General features: G+C 65.3%; 15 protein-coding genes and 1 riboswitch. Of the genes, 11 read left to right on the forward strand and 4 right to left on the reverse strand.

Annotation, left to right across the window (positions count from 1 at the left end; all coding sequences use genetic code 11):
- Positions 1-73: 73 nt before the first annotated feature.
- The 11 genes from APH33_RS17615 to APH33_RS17665 all read left to right on the forward strand — a co-directional run bounded on the left by APH33_RS17615 (position 74) and on the right by APH33_RS17665 (position 13,570).
- The gene (locus APH33_RS17615) at positions 74-2,191 is read left to right on the forward strand and encodes a TonB-dependent siderophore receptor (RefSeq protein ID WP_054886379.1); all 2,118 of its coding nucleotides are present in this window, start codon (positions 74-76) and stop codon (positions 2,189-2,191) included.
- Positions 2,192-2,396: 205 nt separating this feature from the next.
- Positions 2,397-3,563: a DUF1624 domain-containing protein gene (locus APH33_RS17620; RefSeq protein ID WP_054886380.1), complete on the forward strand. Its 1,167-nt coding sequence runs from the start codon at positions 2,397-2,399 to the stop codon at positions 3,561-3,563.
- A gap of 28 nt (positions 3,564-3,591) precedes the next feature.
- Positions 3,592-3,792: riboswitch (cobalamin riboswitch) on the forward strand.
- A gap of 108 nt (positions 3,793-3,900) precedes the next feature.
- Positions 3,901-4,911 carry an ABC transporter substrate-binding protein gene (locus APH33_RS17625; protein ID WP_054886381.1) on the forward strand — a complete coding sequence of 337 codons (1,011 nt, stop codon included), beginning with the start codon at positions 3,901-3,903 and terminating at the stop codon, positions 4,909-4,911.
- Positions 4,908-5,924: an iron ABC transporter permease gene (locus tag APH33_RS17630; protein WP_054886382.1), complete on the forward strand. Its 1,017-nt coding sequence runs from the start codon at positions 4,908-4,910 to the stop codon at positions 5,922-5,924. The genes APH33_RS17625 and APH33_RS17630 overlap by 4 nt, the downstream gene beginning before the upstream one ends.
- On the forward strand, positions 5,921-6,709 hold the full coding sequence (locus tag APH33_RS17635) for an ABC transporter ATP-binding protein (RefSeq protein WP_054886383.1): 789 nt from the start codon (positions 5,921-5,923) through the stop codon (positions 6,707-6,709). Before APH33_RS17630 ends, APH33_RS17635 begins: the two co-directional genes overlap by 4 nt.
- A gap of 18 nt (positions 6,710-6,727) precedes the next feature.
- Positions 6,728-8,077, forward strand: coding sequence for an OprD family porin (locus tag APH33_RS17640; protein WP_054886384.1), 1,350 nt, complete (start codon positions 6,728-6,730; stop codon positions 8,075-8,077).
- Between the two features lie 58 nt (positions 8,078-8,135).
- Positions 8,136-8,615 carry a hypothetical protein gene (locus APH33_RS17645; RefSeq protein ID WP_054886385.1) on the forward strand — a complete coding sequence of 160 codons (480 nt, stop codon included), beginning with the start codon at positions 8,136-8,138 and terminating at the stop codon, positions 8,613-8,615.
- 180 nt (positions 8,616-8,795) lie between these two features.
- On the forward strand, positions 8,796-9,815 hold the full coding sequence (gene uvsE, locus APH33_RS17650; RefSeq protein WP_054886386.1) for a UV DNA damage repair endonuclease UvsE: 1,020 nt from the start codon (positions 8,796-8,798) through the stop codon (positions 9,813-9,815).
- Positions 9,816-9,956: 141 nt separating this feature from the next.
- Positions 9,957-10,733, forward strand: coding sequence for a ParA family protein (locus APH33_RS17655; protein ID WP_054886387.1), 777 nt, complete (start codon positions 9,957-9,959; stop codon positions 10,731-10,733).
- A gap of 207 nt (positions 10,734-10,940) precedes the next feature.
- Complete coding sequence (locus tag APH33_RS17660) at positions 10,941-11,351, forward strand: DUF2946 family protein (protein WP_054886388.1); 411 nt, start codon at positions 10,941-10,943, stop codon at positions 11,349-11,351.
- Between the two features lie 68 nt (positions 11,352-11,419).
- Positions 11,420-13,570 carry a TonB-dependent siderophore receptor gene (locus APH33_RS17665; protein ID WP_054886389.1) on the forward strand — a complete coding sequence of 717 codons (2,151 nt, stop codon included), beginning with the start codon at positions 11,420-11,422 and terminating at the stop codon, positions 13,568-13,570.
- 44 nt (positions 13,571-13,614) lie between these two features.
- Here APH33_RS17665 and APH33_RS17670 read toward each other — a convergent pair whose 3' ends face one another.
- The 4 genes from APH33_RS17670 to APH33_RS17685 form a co-directional block, all read right to left on the reverse strand.
- Entirely contained in the window at positions 13,615-14,349 is a 735-nt protein-coding gene (locus tag APH33_RS17670) for an amino acid ABC transporter ATP-binding protein (RefSeq protein ID WP_054886390.1), read from the reverse strand.
- Positions 14,336-14,986 (reverse strand): amino acid ABC transporter permease, encoded by a 651-nt coding sequence (locus tag APH33_RS17675; RefSeq protein WP_082433639.1) that lies wholly within the window; start codon positions 14,984-14,986, stop codon positions 14,336-14,338. The genes APH33_RS17670 and APH33_RS17675 overlap by 14 nt, the downstream gene beginning before the upstream one ends.
- On the reverse strand, positions 14,983-15,648 hold the full coding sequence (locus tag APH33_RS17680; protein ID WP_054886392.1) for an amino acid ABC transporter permease: 666 nt from the start codon (positions 15,646-15,648) through the stop codon (positions 14,983-14,985). The genes APH33_RS17675 and APH33_RS17680 overlap by 4 nt, the downstream gene beginning before the upstream one ends.
- 22 nt (positions 15,649-15,670) lie before the next feature.
- Positions 15,671-15,868: transporter substrate-binding domain-containing protein (locus APH33_RS17685; protein ID WP_156351978.1), on the reverse strand; the 198-nt coding region annotated here is incomplete at its 5' end.

A 15,868-nucleotide genomic window follows, 5' to 3' on the forward strand; every position in this document is an offset into this window, starting at 1 on the left:
TGCGCCTGCGTACGGGGTGCGCCTTTGCGTGTTTTCCACCGGGATCCATTCATTCCTGCAGCAGTGGAACGACATGTCCCGACTCATCAAGCTTCACCCCCTGGCGGCCTGCCTGGCCGTTACCCTGCCGGCCCTGGCCGACGAACCTGTGCTGAACCTCCCCTCCACGGCCATCACCGATACCCGTGACCCACAGCGCGTCGACCTGGCCACGCCGACCGAGGCCGGTTCACGGCTGCACCTCAGTGCCCTGGAAACCCCGGCCAGCACCAGCAGCATCACGGCCGAACAGATCGAACAACGCAACAACCTCACCGTGCAGGACGCCGTGACCCGCTCGCCCGGCATCACCTTCATCGGTAACCCGGGCGATGGCGGCACCGGCCTGTCGGCACGCGGATTCACCGGCCATGGCTCGGTGATGACCCTGTTCGACGGCGCGCGCCTGTACACCGGAGCCGGTACCCAGACCTTCCCGGTCGACCCGTGGATGGTCGAGCAGATCGACGTGATCCGCGGCCCGGCTTCGGTGCTTTATGGCGAAGGCGCGACCGGCGCGGTGATCAACGTGATCCCGAAAAAACCCTTCGCTGGCGACATCCACAACCGCCTGCGCCTGGGCTACGGCTCCTGGGACCGCCAGCAACTGGGCCTGGACAGCGGCGGCAGCCTCAGCGAGCGGCTGAGCTATCGCCTGACCCTGAACCAGCAAGCCGGCAACGGTTGGGTCGACCGCACCGACTCGCGCAGCCTGGCCCTCAGTGCCGCGCTGCGTTTCGATGCCAGCGACGACCTGAGTTTCACCCTCGCCCACGAGCGCGGTGACGCCCTGCCGGCCAACTACTATGGCACGCCGCTGATCGACGGGCATTACCGCAGCAGCCTGCGCAAGAACAACTACAACGTCCAGAACGACGTGCAGCGCTACCACGACGAGTGGACCCGTTTCACCACCGACTGGGCGATCAATGACCAGCTCAGCGCCACCAACCAGCTCTACTACATCAAGAGCCGTCGCCACTGGCGCAATGCCGAGAACTACAGCTGGGACGCCGACCGCGAGCAACTGGAGCGCCAGAGCTACCTGGAGATCAAGCACAACCAGGAGCAGATCGGTGACCGCCAGACCTTCACCTTCGACCACCGCCTGCTCGGCCTGGCCAGCAAGACGCTGGTCGGTGTCGAATACAACAAGGTGCGCTTCAACGTCGACAGCAATCGGCCGTACAACGACGTCGGCGGCGACTACATCGACCCGTGGCAGCCGACCCCGGGTTGGTTCCACAGCGCCTCGCCAACACGCCCGCAAACACTGTCCACCACCCACACCTTCGCCCTGTTCGCCGAGAACCGCCTGCAGCTCACCGAGCGCCTGTCGCTGGTGACCGGCGTGCGCCGCGACCAGAACCACATCGACCGCGACAACCTGATCGATGGCAGCCGCAGCGACCGCAGCCTGCAAGGCGGCAACTGGCGGGCCGGGCTGGTGTTCGCCGTCACCGACGACCTGTCGCTGTATGGTCAGTACTCCACCAGCGAGGACGGGGTGGATAATCTGGTCAGCCTCAGCCCGACACAGATGCACTACGACCTGACCGAGGCGAAGCAGACCGAGCTGGGCCTCAAGCAGCGCTTCTGGGAAGGCCGTGGCGAATGGACGCTGGCGGCGTTCCATATCGTCAAGAACAAGCTGCTGGTGGATGACCCGATCACCCACGAGGCGCAACAGGCCGGGCAGCAGACCTCCGACGGCCTGGAGGCGTCGCTGGAACTGGCCCTGGGGCAGCAGTGGCAGCTGTCGGCCAATGCGTCGCTGGTGCGGGCGCAGTACGATGATTTCGACGAAGTGGTCGAAGGCGTAGCCCAGGACCGTGCCGGCAACCGCCCGGCCAACGTGCCACGGCGCACGGCCAACCTGTGGTTGACCAAAGGCTTCGGCCAGCAGGTCGAGGCGGGGATTGGCGCACGCTATGTGGATGAGCGTTATGCCGACACGGCCAATAGCCAGAGTGCGCCGGGGTACACCGTGGTCGATGCCAACATCGGCTGGCAGGTGCTGCCGGATGTTCGGCTGGGGTTGCAGGTGAACAACCTGTTCGACCGGGAGTATGTGGCATCGGTGTTCAGTGGCGAGCAGTGGGTGATGGGCGCGCCAAGGTCCTACTTCGCTACCGTGGATTACACCTTCTGACTTGAACCGCCTGTCCCGGCCTCTTCGCGGGCAAGCCCGCTCCCACAGGATTTCCACTCATTTGAAAAGGGTGGTGAACCTGTGGGAGCGGGCTTGCCCGCGAAGAGGCCGGCACAGGCAACATAAAAAACACTATCAGAAGCCAACCAAATAGTTATAGGATAACGTTTCATTTGACATTCATTCCTGCTTGCGACCGCCTTCCATGACCAGCGCCTCAGCCACCCCCACCCTGCTCACCCAGCGCCTGCAGAGCATCGATGCCCTGCGCGGCCTGGTGATCCTGTTCATGCTCCTCGACCACGTGCGCGAAACCTTCTTCCTGCACCGCCAGGTCAGCGACCCGATGGCCATCGATGCCACCGACCCTTCGCTGTTCGCCAGCCGTACCCTGGCCCACCTGTGCGCACCGGTGTTCGTCCTGCTCACCGGCCTGTCGGCCTGGCTGTATGGCGAGAAGTACCGGGGTCGCAGCGATGTGTCGGCGTTCCTGTTCAAGCGCGGGCTGTTCCTGGTGGTGCTGGAATTCACCCTGGTCAACTTCGCCTGGACCTTCCAGCTGCCACCGAGCGTGGTCTACATGCAAGTGATCTGGGCCATCGGCGTAAGCATGATCGCCCTGTCGCTGCTGGTGTGGCTGCCGCGTCCGGCCCTGCTCGCCGTGGGCGCGCTGATCATCGCCGGCCATAACCTGCTCGATGGCCTGCACTTCGACGCGCAATCAGCCCTGCATGTACCGTGGGCGATCCTGCATGACCGCGGCTGGCTGGAGGTCTCGGAGAACCTGCGCCTGCGCACCTCCTACCCGGTGCTGCCGTGGATCGGCGTGATCGCGCTGGGCTACGGCCTCGGTCCGTGGTTCGGGCGTGGCAGCGATGCCGGCGAGCGCCAGCATCGCCTGCTGATGGCCGGCGTCACCGCCCTGCTCGCCTTCATGGTGCTGCGCCTCTACAACGGCTACGGCGAAGCGCCGTGGAGCGGCTACCCGGCGCTCACCCAGACGCTGATGAGCTTCTTCAACATCACCAAATATCCGCCCTCGCTGCTGTTCCTGGCCCTGACCCTGGGTTGCGGCCTGCTGTTGCTGCGCGCCTTCGAGCGTGCCGGGCTTGCCCGCTGGGTCAGCGCCCTGGCGGTGCTCGGCGCAGCGCCGATGTTCTTCTACTTGCTGCACCTGTATGTGCTCAAGCTGCTGTACCTGGCCTGTGTGGCGCTGTTCGGCCTCAACCAGGGCGACTACTTCGGCTTCGACGGCATCGGCGCGGTGTGGCTGGCCGCGCTGCTGCTGGCGGCGGCGCTGTACCTGCCGGTGCGCTGGTTCGCCCGGCTCAAGGCGCGCCGGCGCGACATCCACTGGCTGAAGTACTTCTGATTCAGCGTTTCACCCGGCGGCCGGATGGTCTACCATGCCGCCCGCCGGTTTCCACCACGGAATTAATAGGGAATCCCGGGCCCGCCCAACCCGGCGTGCCAATCGGAACTGCCCCCGCAACTGTAGGTGCCGAGCCTGCTCCATCGATGCCACTGGACCTGGTCCGGGAAGGCCGGAGCCGGGCGAGGACGCACCAGTCAGGAGACCTGCCGGCCTACATTCACCAACCGGCGGGGTGTCCGGGATGGCCATCCGTCTTGCCCCTGCACGTGCAGGGCTGCGGCGATGCCTGTCCGTGCGTTCCTCACCAGAACTGTCCGACAGGAGATCGCCCAGCATGCTGCCCCGTATCGCCACCTTGCTCGCCGGCCTGAGCCTCACCGGCCTGGCTCAGGCTGCGGCCACCCTTTACCCGCTGACCGTCGACAACTGCAGCGCGCCGCAGACCTTCGCCCACGCGCCTGAGCGTGCGGTCACCATCGGCCAGGCCGGCACCGAGATGCTTTACGCCCTGGGCCTGGGCGACAAGCTGGCCGGCACCTCTTTGTGGTTCAACAACGTCTTGCCCGAATACCAGGCAGTGAACGACAAGGTGCCGCGCCTGGCCGACAACGAGCCCAGCTTCGAAGCCGTGGTCGGCAAGCGCCCGCAACTGGTGGCGGTGCAGTTCGAGTGGATGGTCGGCGCCCAGGGCGCGGTCGCCACCCGTGAACAGTTCCGCGAACTGAACATTGCCACCTACCTGCTGCCCTCGGACTGTGAAGGCAAGGACAACCTGGTCGGCGCCGACGGCACCCGTCTGCAGGCATTCCAGGTCGACAGCATCTACAAGAGCATCAGCCAGCTGGCCGAGATCTTCGACGTACAGGACCGCGGTGCCGCGCTCAATGCCGACCTCAAGGCACGCCTGGAGGGTGCCCGGCAGCAACTGGCCGGCAAGGACCTGTCGCAGACTTCGGCACTGTTCTGGTTCTCCAGCGCCGACCTCGGCATCGACCCTTATGTTGCGGGCCGCCAGGGCGTAGCCGACTTCATGCTGCGCACCCTGGGCGTGCGCAACGTGGTCGAGTCGACTGAAGAATGGCCAACCGTAGGCTGGGAAACCCTGGCCAAGGCCAACCCGACCTGGCTGATCATCGCGCGCATGGACCGCCGCCGCTACCCCGCCGATGATTACCGGAAAAAGCTCGAATTCCTCCGCCACGACCCGGTGACGAAGCAGATGGATGCGGTAAAGAACAACCGCATCATCATCCTCGACGCCGACGCCATGCAGGCCGGGATCCGCCTGTTCCGCGGCCTGCAGACCTTGTCCGCGGCCTTCGCCAGCGGTAAAGCGGCGCCATGATGAAAGCTTTGCCCTACAGCGCCCTGGCCCTGCTGGCCTTGCTCGCGGCCGTGCTGGCCGGTACTGCCATCGGCGAAACCAACCTGCCGCCACAGGTGGTCTACCAGGTGCTGGCCAACCACCTGTGGCAGGCCGGCTATCCGGTCGACCCGATCGACGCCGGCATCGTCTGGAACTACCGCCTGACCCGCGCCCTGGTCGCTGCCGCTTGCGGGGCGGGGCTGGCGACCTGTGGGGTGATCCTCCAGGCGCTGCTGCGCAATCCGCTGGCCGAGCCCTACCTGCTCGGGCTGTCCGCCGGCGCATCGACGGGTGCGGTGCTGGTTGGCCTGTTGGGCCTGGGCAGCGTCGCCCTGAGCATGTCCGGCGGCGCCTTCATCGGTGCCCTGGCAGCCTTTTTGCTGGTGCTGGTGCTGGCCCGTGCGGCCGGGCCGAGCAACAACCACGCGCAGGTCATCCTCGCCGGTATTGCCGGCTCCCAACTGTTCACCGCCATCACCGCTTTGCTCATCACCAAGTCGGCCACCGCCGAACAGGCACGCGGCATCCTGTTCTGGCTGCTGGGCAACCTCAGTGGCGTGCGCTGGCCGTCGGTGTGGCAGGCATTGCCCGTGGCGCTGTTCGGCCTGGCGGTGTGCCTGTGGCACCGTCGGGCGCTGGATGCCTTCACTTTCGGCGCCGACTCGGCAGCTTCGCTGGGCATCGCCGTGCGCCGCACGCAATTGCTGCTGATCAGCTGCGCGGCACTGGTGACGGCGGTGATGGTGTCGATCGTCGGCGCCATCGGTTTCGTCGGCCTGGTCATCCCCCACGCCCTGCGCCTGCTGCTCGGCCCCGGTCATAGCCGCCTGCTGCCGGCCAGCGCGCTGGGCGGCGCGTTGTTCCTGATTGCTGCCGATGTGCTGTCGCGCACGCTGATTGGCGGCCAGGTGATTCCAGTCGGCGTGGTCACCGCATTGCTCGGCGCGCCCGTGTTCGCCCTGATCCTGGTCAGCCGCCGGGGGCGCCCATGAACATCATGAACAGCGCGCACGTCGCGCCACTCGCCTGCAGCGGGCTGGGCCTGCAACTGTCAGGCACCAGTGTGCTGAGCAACATCGACCTCAGCGTGGCGGCCGGTGAAACGCTGGGTATCGTCGGCCCCAACGGTTCAGGCAAATCGTCCCTGCTCAAATTGCTGGCCGGGCTGCGCACGCCGAGCAGCGGCAACGTGCAGCTGCTCGGCGAGCCCCTGGCGCGCCTGCCGCGCCGGCGCGTCGCCCAGGCGTTGGCGCTGGTCGAGCAACAGGCCGACACCCTCGACGCGATCAGCGTGTTCGACGCCGTCGCCCTGGGGCGCACACCCTGGCTGTCGGCGCTGGCGCCGTTTTCCCGCGAAGACCGGGCCATGGTCGAACAGGCCCTGGCCGACCTCGACGCCACGCACCTGCGTGAACGGTCCTGGAGTTCGCTGTCCGGCGGCGAGCGCCAGCGCGTGCACATCGCCCGCGCCCTGGCCCAGCGCCCGCAGGTACTGCTGCTCGACGAACCGACCAACCACCTCGACATCCAGCACCAGCTGAGCCTGCTGCAACAGGTGCAGGCGTTGCCGGTGACCACCCTGGTGGCCCTGCACGACCTCAACCAGGCGCTGACCTGCGACCGTGTGGCAGTGCTCGACCAAGGCCGCCTGGTAGCCCTCGGCAAGCCGCTGCAGGTGCTGACCCCCGAGCGCCTGCTGAGCACCTTCGGCGTGCATGCCCACTACCTCACCGACCCCTTCGACGGCGCACGCATCCTGCGTTTCCGCGCCCCCTGAACCAGGACGTTTCCCGCCATGTTGTTGCGCCCCGCCGCTGTGCTTTTGTCCCTGCCACTGGCAGGCCTGGCCCCATTTGCCTTCGCGGGCTCGGCGCAGTCCCACAGCAGCGGTTTTGTCGAAGACAGCAGTTGGAGCATCCTCAATCGCACGGTCTACGACCAGCGTGACTACAAGCACGGCGGGCGTAACAGCGGCGCGCGCAATGCCTATAAGCCACGCAGCGAACGTAACGGCCTGGCCGAGGAATGGGCCTACGGCCTGATGGGCACGTACCAGTCCGGTTTCACCCAGGGCTTGATCGGCGTCGGCGTCGATGCCCACGCCTATCAGGGCGTGCAGCTCGACAGCGGTGGCGGCCGTGCCGGCAAGGCGCGCCTGCTGAGCCTGGACAACGACGGCCACCCCAAGAACGCATACAGCCGGGGCGGCGCGGCGCTGAAGCTGCGGGTATCGAACACCGTGCTGTCCTGGGGCGAACAGCGGGTGAAGACGCCGGTGTTCAGCTCCTCCGACAGCCGCCTGCTCCCCGAAACCGCCACGGGCTTGTTCCTGACCAGCAGCGAGAACGACACCCTCAAGCTGGTCGCCGGCCACTTCAACGAAAGCACCGACCGCAACGCCTCCAGCCACGACCAGGGCTTCGTGGTGAACTACTCCGATGGCCGCCAGGGCAACAGCTTCGACCTCGCCGGCCTGGTGTGGAACCCCGGCGCTGCCTTCAGTGGCAGCCTGTACACCTCACGCTACGCAGACACCTGGAACCAGCACTACCTTGGCAGCACCTTCACCCAGGCCCTGGGCGACCGCCGCAGCCTGAGCCTGGACCTCAACCTGTACCGCACCACCGACGCCGGCAAGGCGCTGTCCGGGCGTATCGACAACACCACCTGGAGCCTGGTCTCACGCTACAACCAGGGCCCGCACAGCTACAGCCTCGGCTGGCAGCAAGTGGATGGCAACACGCCGTTCGACTACGTCACGCGTGGGGCAATCTACATAGCCAACGCCGTGCAGATGTCCGACTTCAACGCACCCAACGAAAAGTCATGGCAGGCACGCTATGACCTGAACATGGGCGGCTACGGCATTCCGGGGCTGAGCCTGACTGCCCTGTATGTACGCGGTTTCGATATCGACGGCAGCCATGTCGACCCCAACGGCGGCTATGCGTACCTGGGTTATGGCAAGGGTGGCAAGCACTGGGAACGTGACCTGGAGGCACGCTATGTGGTGCAGAGCGGCAAGGCCAAGGGCACCACCTTCTCGCTGCGGCACAACGTGCACCGCGGCAACACGGCGCAGGCGGAGCTCGATGGCAATCAGATCCGCCTGGCAGTGGAATGGCCGTTGTCAGGCGGTTTCTGACAGCCGCTGCGACACCGCTATAATCCCCCTCTCGGAAATACCCGCCCAAGGCCACCCAATGCCCCGCATCCAGAAGTTGCTGCTCCCCCTGCTGCTCACTGCCGCCCTCGCCGCCTGCGACCAGAAGCCCACCCGCGAACAGCAGATCCTGGCCAACCTGCCGCTGCAGGAGGCCTACGACCACAATATCGAGCGCATGGCTGCACTGCTCACGCGCACCCACCCGCAGCTGGATGCGGCCACCATCAGCAACGTCCTGCGCAAACACCTCACCGTCGAGGACCAGCGCCAGGACCTGTACAAGCTCTACAGCGAGAAGAACTTCAGCGACGCCGAATTCGCCACCATCGTCGCCGCCACCCGCGACCCGGCCAAGGCCAAGGCGCTGGAAGAGACCGAGGAAGGCAAGCGTTTGAGCGACAAACTCACCGGCCTAATGCGCGAAACGGCGCGGGATGCAAAGGTCCAGGCCCTGGCCGAGCAGCGCATGCAGCAGGTCGAGGATGAACTGCAAGCCCTGGAAAAATCGGGCTCCTGAACCTGGATCGATACTTCGCCTGTTGCGGCCTCTTCGCGGGTAAACCCGCTCCCACAGGCACCGCAACTTCAGAGCAACGCTATCCCTGTGGGTTTACCCGCGAAGAGGCCGGAACAGGCTTGAAGTGATCGTTCTCGCAGCCACCGGGTCCAACGAACATTCCTCATCGGGAGACCGACCATGCCCCGCCTGGGCTTCGCCTGCATGTACCGCCACCCGCACCGCAGCCTGTCGGTGAAAGCGCTGGAAGCCATCGAACGCACCTTCAATCCGCGCACCACCACGCTGCGCTGGCTGACCAGTGCCAGCGAAGAAACGGCCCGCGCCAAACTGCTGGAGCTGGTGCAGCACAACCTCGATGCCCAACTGCGCCTGCTGGCCTACGTCAGCGAATTGCCGCCGATGCTGCGCATGGTGCGCCTGAGTAGCGACCTGCTGCCGCTCTACAGCCACCCCAGCGTCGCGCCGCTCTATCGCGACAGCGAGTTCCAGGCCCTGATGGCCGAAGGCTTCGCCGCCATCGGCAAGCTGGCTCGGGAGCAGGATTTGCGCCTGTCATTTCACCCCGGCCAGTACTGTGTGCTCGGCTCGGACCGCCCCGAGGTAGTGGAAAACAGTCTGGCCGAATTCGAATACCACGCCGACATGATCCGCATGATGGGCTTCGGCCAAAGCTTTCAGGACTTCAAGTGCAATGTGCATATCGCCGGGCGCCTCGGCGCGGCCGGTGTGCGCCAGGTGTGGCCACGGTTGTCCCAGGTGGCACGCAACGTGATTACCTTCGAGAACGACGAAAAGACCTATGGCGTCGACGACTGCCTGGCACTGGCCGACCTTGCGCCAGTCGTGCTGGACATCCACCACTGCTGGATCCACGAGGGTGACTACATCGACCCGCACGACCCGCGTGTGGCCCGGATCATCGACAGCTGGCGTGGGGTGCGGCCGACCATGCACTACTCGCAGCCGCCGGAAAGCTTGCTGGCGCTGGGCTTCGACGCTGACCGCAAGCTGACCATCCCGGCGTTGCTGGAGAAGGTGAACAAGCGTGACCTGTATCAGCACAGCGCGCAGATGTGGAACGACTGGACCAACCGCTACGCCCTGCAGTTCCTCGACCACTTCGACATCATGTTCGAAGCCAAGGACAAGAACCTGGCGACCCTGGATTTCTACCGGCGCCATGTCGAGCGGCCATGAGCGCAAAACCACCGCAACAGAGCGCTTGCGGTTCGAAAAAGATGAACTTAACTACTGTTTCAACCGTTGTCATAAATCTGTCGTGTTTCAGTCATAGGATTGACCCCAACCTGACATTTTCACTTCATGGATGAGCGTCTCATGCGTCGTGTGGTTTTCAATCAGAAAGGTGGCGTGGGCAAGTCGAGCATCGCCTGCAACCTCGCCGCGGCCAGCGCCGCCGAGGGCTATCGCACATTGCTGGTCGACCTCGACCCGCAGGCCAACGCCACCTATTACCTCACCGGGCTGACCGACGACGCCATCCCTGCCGGTATCGCCGACTTCTTCCGCCAGACCCTCTCGCCGGCCACCGCCGCTGGCAAGAAGCACCGCATGGCGATCAGCGAAACCCGCTACGACAACCTGCACCTGGTGACCGCCAGCCCCGACCTCAGCGACCTGCAGAGCAAGCTGGAAAGCAAGTTCAAGATCAACAAGCTGCGCAAGCTGCTGGCCGAGCTGGGCGAGGACTATGAGCGGATCTACATCGACACCCCACCTGCGCTGAACTTCTACACCTTCAGTGCCCTGGTGGCCGCCGAGCGCCTGCTGATCCCGTTCGACTGCGACAGCTTCTCGCGCCAGGCGCTGCTCAGCGTCATGGCCGAGGTCGAAGAGCTACGCCAGGACCACAACCCGGCGCTGCAGGTCGAGGGCGTGGTGGTCAACCAGTTCGCCGGGCGCACCGCGCTGCACCAGACCCTGGTCGATCAGTTGCGCGCCGAAGGCATGCCGGTGCTGCCGGTGTACCTGAGCAGTTCGATCAAGATGCGCGAGTCGCACCAGGTCTCGGTACCGTTGGTGCACATGGCGCCACGCCACAAGCTCGCGCAGGAATTCGTCGAACTGCTGGACGTGCTCGAACGCGCCGCCTGAGCCGGGTTCAAAATCTGAAAATTTTCGCAGGCATTGTGGAAGCAACTGTATTGCTCAGATGTTAAAAGCTGGCGCGATTCCTGTGGGAGCGGGCTTGCCCGCGAACACCGGCAAAGCCGGTGCCATCCACCGCGTCGTCTGTTTCGCGGACACGCCCGCGCCCACAGGCACTACCCTGCCGTTCGTCCGGGTGATAGATTCGCCGCCATGAAAATCACCCGGCACACTCGCACCCTGACTGCCTGGACGCTCTATGCCAGCGTCCTGTTCAGCCTGTTGCTGTGTGGCCTGCACCATGGCCAGATGGGCGGCCTGCGCCTGGCCGGCCTGGAAGGTGGTTTCTGCTCGATCAACAGCGAGCACGGCGTGGCCATCGACCTCGACGGCGCCGGTGGCGACGAGCACATGGCCCAGCTCGACTGCCCGGTATGCTCCTCGTTCGGCCTGGCCGTGCCGCTGGCCAGCAGCAGCTGGTCGTTCAGCACTGCACACGCCGCTGCCACTTCGCCCATCGTCGTGCGCAGCTGGGCGCAACCGCCGCCCCGTTACCAACGCCCTGCCCTCACACCGCGCGCTCCCCCTGTCGTCCTCCCCGCAGCCATCACTCATATCGCCTGACTTCAGCCGGGCGCGCCTGCCTGCGCGCTTGCCGTCAGCCATGACCTTTGCGTGGAAGACATAACAACATGCTCCGCAATACCTCTCTGGTGCTCCTCATGGGCACCTGCACCTTTGCCTGGGCGGACGATGCCGCCGTCGAACTCAACGCCACCACCATCGACGGTGAGCGCGATGCACCCTCCGGCGTGCAACTGGACGTGCCCATCAGCACCGGCTCGCGGCTGGGCCTCACCGCACGGGAAACCCCCGCGTCGGTCAGCGTATCGGACCGCCGCGTCATCGAAGAACGCGGCGCCAAGGACAGCCAGGATGTGATCAACGCCATGACCGGCGTGAACGCGTCGGCCAACCCCGGCTATGGCGGCTTCGTCAGCTACCGCGGCTTCACCCAGAACCAGGTGACCCAGCTGTTCAACGGCATCAACCTCGGCTACAGCAGCGCCACCCGGCCAGTGGACGCCTGGGTGCTGGACCGCGTCGAGCTGCTCGGCGGCCCGTCGTCGTTCCTGCATGGCGCAGGCGCAGTCGGCGGCTCGATCAACTACATCACCAAGACCGCCAGCCGTGACCAACAGATCATCGATGGCCGCGTGCGCCATGGCAGTTACGACGACTCGGAAGTAGCTTTCGGCATCAACCAGGCACTGGCCAGCAACCCGGCCGATGCCCGCCATTTCATGCGCCTGGACTTCAGCCACACCGGCAGCAATGGCTACATCGACCGTAACCAGCGCAAGACCGACAGCCTGGCGTTTTCCCTGCTCAGCGACCTGACGCCCGACCTCACCCACACCCTGGCGCTGGAATACCAGGAGGACCGCGAAGACAGCCCGTACTGGGGCGCGCCGATCCTGCCGGGGCGCAGCACCATGAAGATCGACAACAGCCGCCGCTTCGAGAACTACAACGTCGCCGACGGCCGCTACGAGCAGCGGGTGCGCTGGCTGCGCTCGATGCTCGATTACCAGGTCAACGACAGCACCAGCGTGCACAACACCCTGTACCACTACAGCGCCCAGCGCGATTACCGCAACGTCGAGCGCTACAGCTACACCCGCGACGGCAATGTGCAGCGTGCCAGCCCTTACCTGCAGCGCCATGAACAAAGCGTGCTGGGCGAGCGCATCGAATTGCGCCACGACAACTCGCTGTTCGGCCTGGCCAGCCAGTGGTCACTGGGGCTGGATTACTCACACATGCGCCAGACCGTGTATCCGAGGTCCGGGAGCTGGACCGATGTGGTCGACCCGGACCACTTCGACCCCGGCAGTTTCCATGACATCCCCGGGGTCAACGCCGGCTTGACCAAGCAGCGCCGGCATGTCACCAGCAACCGCGCCGTGTTTGCCGAAAACCGCCTGCAACTGACCGAGCGCTTGGCCTTGCTCACGGCCCTGCGTTACGACTACCTGGACATGGAGGTGACCAACTACGGCGCGGTGACACCGACCTCGCCGGCGTTCTTCGAGCGGCGCTGGGAACCGCTGTCCGGTCGCATCGGCCTGACCTACGAACTGACCCCGTCGGCCAGCTTCTACGCCCAGTACAGCACCGCCGCCGACCTGCCGGCCGGTTCGCTGGCGGCAGCCACCTACGCCAACGTCGGCACCTTCGACCTGTCCAAGGGCGAGCAATGGGAAGTGGGCAGCAAGTTTGACTTCCTCGAAGGGCGAGGCGCGGCGACCGTGGCCTTGTACCAGATCGTGCGCAAGGACTTTGCCGTGCGCGATTCGAGCAACCCCAACCTGACGGTCCAGGCCGGGCAGCAGACCTCACGCGGGGTCGAGTTGTCCGGGCGGCTGCAGGTCACGCCGAAGCTGCTGGCCGAGGGCAACTACGCCTATGTCGACGCGCAGTACGACGCGTTCAACGAAGCGGTCAACGGCGTATCGGTGTCGCGCAAGGGCAACGCCCCGGTCAACGTCCCGGCCAATGTCGCCAACCTGTGGCTGACCTACAGCTTCACCTCGGCCTGGTCGGCGGGGGTGGATGCCCGCTATGTCGGCTCGGTGTACGCCGACAACGCCAACACCCTCAAGGCGCCGGCCTATACCTTGTTCGGCAGCTTTGCCCGCTACCGGCTGGATGAACACACCACCATTACCGGGCGGGTGCGCAACCTGACCGATGAGGTGTATGCCAAGCAGGCCTATGGACTGCAGTACTACATGGGGGCGCCGCGGACCTTCGAGGTAGCGGTGGACGTGCGCTTCTGACACTGGCTGTGCGCCAAGGCAGTGGGGCTGCATCGCCCCTGCTGCTAAGCCGACGCCACCGCGCCAATGAAGTTGGCCAGTTCGGCCGTCTGCGGTGCAGCGAACACCTCGCGAGGGTTGCCCACCTCATGCACCTTGCCGTGGTGCATGAACACCAGCTTGTCGCCCACTTCCCGGGCGAAACGCATTTCGTGAGTGACCATGATCAGGGTCATGCCCTCGCTGGCCAGTTGACGCACCACGCCCAGCACCTCGTTGACCAGTTCAGGGTCGAGCGCCGAGGTGATCTCGTCGCACAGCAGCACCTTGGGTGACATTGCCAGGGCCCTGGCAATGGCCACGCGCTGCTGCTGGCCGCCAGAAAGCCGGTCGGGGAAGGCATCGAACTTCTCCGCCAGGCCCACCCGTGCCAACATCTGTTCGGCCAGTTGGCGTGCTTCGCTGCGGCTGGCCTTCTTCACCACCTGCGGCGCAAGCATCACATTCTCGCCGACGCTCAGGTGCGGAAACAGGTTGAACTGCTGGAACACCATGCCCACCTTCTGGCGCAAGGCGCGCAGGTCGGCGCGGCTGGCGTCGAGGTATTCGCCGTCGACTTCGATGACGCCGTCGCTGATCGACTCCAGGCCATTGAGGGTGCGCAGCAAGGTGCTCTTGCCCGAGCCGCTGCGGCCGATGATGGCCACCACCTCGCCCTCCTCGATGCTCAGGTCGACGCCCTTGAGCACGTGGTTGTCGCCATAGTACTTGTGCAATGCAGACACTCTAAGCAGGGGCATGCAGCCTCCTTTCCAGGTAACGGGCGCTCAGCGAGAGCGGATAGCAGAGAACGAAGTAACCCAGCGCGACCAGGCCGTAGACCATGAACGGCTCGAAGGTGGCGTTGGCCAGCATGCCGCCGGTCTTGGTCAGTTCGGTGAAGCCGATGATCGAGGTCACCGCCGTGCCCTTGACCACCTGCACCGAGAAGCCCACCGTCGGGGCAATGGCAATGCGCAGGGCCTGGGGCAGGATGACGTGGCGCAGTTGCTCCAGGCGGCTCAGCGCCAGGCTGCCGGAGGCCTCCCACTGGCCACGCGGGATGGCTTCGACGCAACCGCGCCAGATTTCAGCGAGAAAGGCGCTGGTGAACAGGGTCAAGGCAATGGCCGCTGCCATCCAGGCCGAAACATCGAGGCCGAACAGGGCAATGCCGAAGAACACCATGAACAGCTGCATCAACAGCGGCGTGCCCTGGAACAGCTCGATATAGCCCCGCGCCAGGCCGCGCCACAGCGGCTGCTCGGAGAGCCGCCCGACCAGCACCAACAGCCCGGCCAGGCCACCGCAGACGAAGGCCACCAACGACAGCAGCAAGGTCCACTGCAGGCCGACCAGCAGGTTGCGCAGGATGTCCCAGAAGGTGAAGTCCATCAGCGTCTCCCCATCAGCAGGCGCTGCCCCAGCCAGGCCAGCGACTGGCGCAGGAGAATGGCCATGAGCAGGTACAACGCGGTGGTCAGCAAGTACGTTTCGAACGCGCGGAAGTTGCGCGACTGGATGAAGTTGGCAGCGAACGACAGCTCCTCGGTGGCGATCTGCGAACACACCGCCGAGCCGAGCATGACGATCACGATCTGGCTGGACAGTGCCGGCCAGACCTTGGCCAGCGCTGGCCGCAGCACCACATGGCGGAACGCCTCGAAGCGGTTCATGGCCAAGGCCGCGGCGGCTTCCAGCTGCCCCTTGGGGATGGCCTGGATACCTGCACGGATGATCTCCGTGGAATAGGCGCCCAGGTTGACCACCATGGCCAGCACCGCCGCCTGCCATTCGCTCAGGCGAATGCCCAGCGCGGGCAGGCCGAAGAAGATGAAGAACAGCTGGACGATGAAGGGCGTGTTGCGGATCAGCTCCACATAGAGGCCGAACAGCGTGTCGAACGGCCGCACGTGCCAGGCGCGCACACCTGCACCCAGCACGCCGATAGCCACGCCCAGCAAGGTGCCGACCGCCGTCAGCTGCAGGGTGAACCAGGCGCCCTTGAGCAGCAGGTCGGCCTGGGCCAACACAGGAGCGAAATCGAATTCATAGGCCATGGTGACAGGCTCCAGGCGCCGCTCAGAGGTCAGCCGGCAGCGGCTGTTTCAACCATTTTTCCGCGTTGCGGTTCAGGCTGCCGTCCGCCTTGGCGGCCTCCAGCGTGGCGTTGACCTTGTCCATCAGCGCTGGCTCGTTCTTGGCCATCCCCACGTAGACCGGCGAATCCTTGAGCTTGACCTTGACCACCGGCACCTTGGCCGGGTTTTTCTCGGCGAT

Origin of the sequence: Pseudomonas sp. NBRC 111130 (assembly GCF_001320485.1) — a bacterium.
Classification (GTDB): domain Bacteria; phylum Pseudomonadota; class Gammaproteobacteria; order Pseudomonadales; family Pseudomonadaceae; genus Aquipseudomonas; species Aquipseudomonas vlassakiae.

Coding starts and splice junctions, on each gene's coding strand:
- APH33_RS17615 (WP_054886379.1), top strand. CDS start 74: ATGTCCCGACTCATCAAGCTTCACCCCCTGGCGGCCTGCCTGGCCGTT.
- APH33_RS17665 (WP_054886389.1), top strand. CDS start 11,420: ATGCTCCGCAATACCTCTCTGGTGCTCCTCATGGGCACCTGCACCTTT.
- APH33_RS17625 (WP_054886381.1), top strand. CDS start 3,901: ATGCTGCCCCGTATCGCCACCTTGCTCGCCGGCCTGAGCCTCACCGGC.
- APH33_RS17660 (WP_054886388.1), top strand. CDS start 10,941: ATGAAAATCACCCGGCACACTCGCACCCTGACTGCCTGGACGCTCTAT.
- APH33_RS17645 (WP_054886385.1), top strand. CDS start 8,136: ATGCCCCGCATCCAGAAGTTGCTGCTCCCCCTGCTGCTCACTGCCGCC.
- APH33_RS17630 (WP_054886382.1), top strand. CDS start 4,908: ATGATGAAAGCTTTGCCCTACAGCGCCCTGGCCCTGCTGGCCTTGCTC.
- APH33_RS17670 (WP_054886390.1), bottom strand. CDS start 14,349: ATGCCCCTGCTTAGAGTGTCTGCATTGCACAAGTACTATGGCGACAAC.
- APH33_RS17655 (WP_054886387.1), top strand. CDS start 9,957: ATGCGTCGTGTGGTTTTCAATCAGAAAGGTGGCGTGGGCAAGTCGAGC.
- APH33_RS17640 (WP_054886384.1), top strand. CDS start 6,728: ATGTTGTTGCGCCCCGCCGCTGTGCTTTTGTCCCTGCCACTGGCAGGC.
- APH33_RS17620 (WP_054886380.1), top strand. CDS start 2,397: ATGACCAGCGCCTCAGCCACCCCCACCCTGCTCACCCAGCGCCTGCAG.
- uvsE (WP_054886386.1), top strand. CDS start 8,796: ATGCCCCGCCTGGGCTTCGCCTGCATGTACCGCCACCCGCACCGCAGC.
- APH33_RS17680 (WP_054886392.1), bottom strand. CDS start 15,648: ATGGCCTATGAATTCGATTTCGCTCCTGTGTTGGCCCAGGCCGACCTG.
- APH33_RS17635 (WP_054886383.1), top strand. CDS start 5,921: ATGAACATCATGAACAGCGCGCACGTCGCGCCACTCGCCTGCAGCGGG.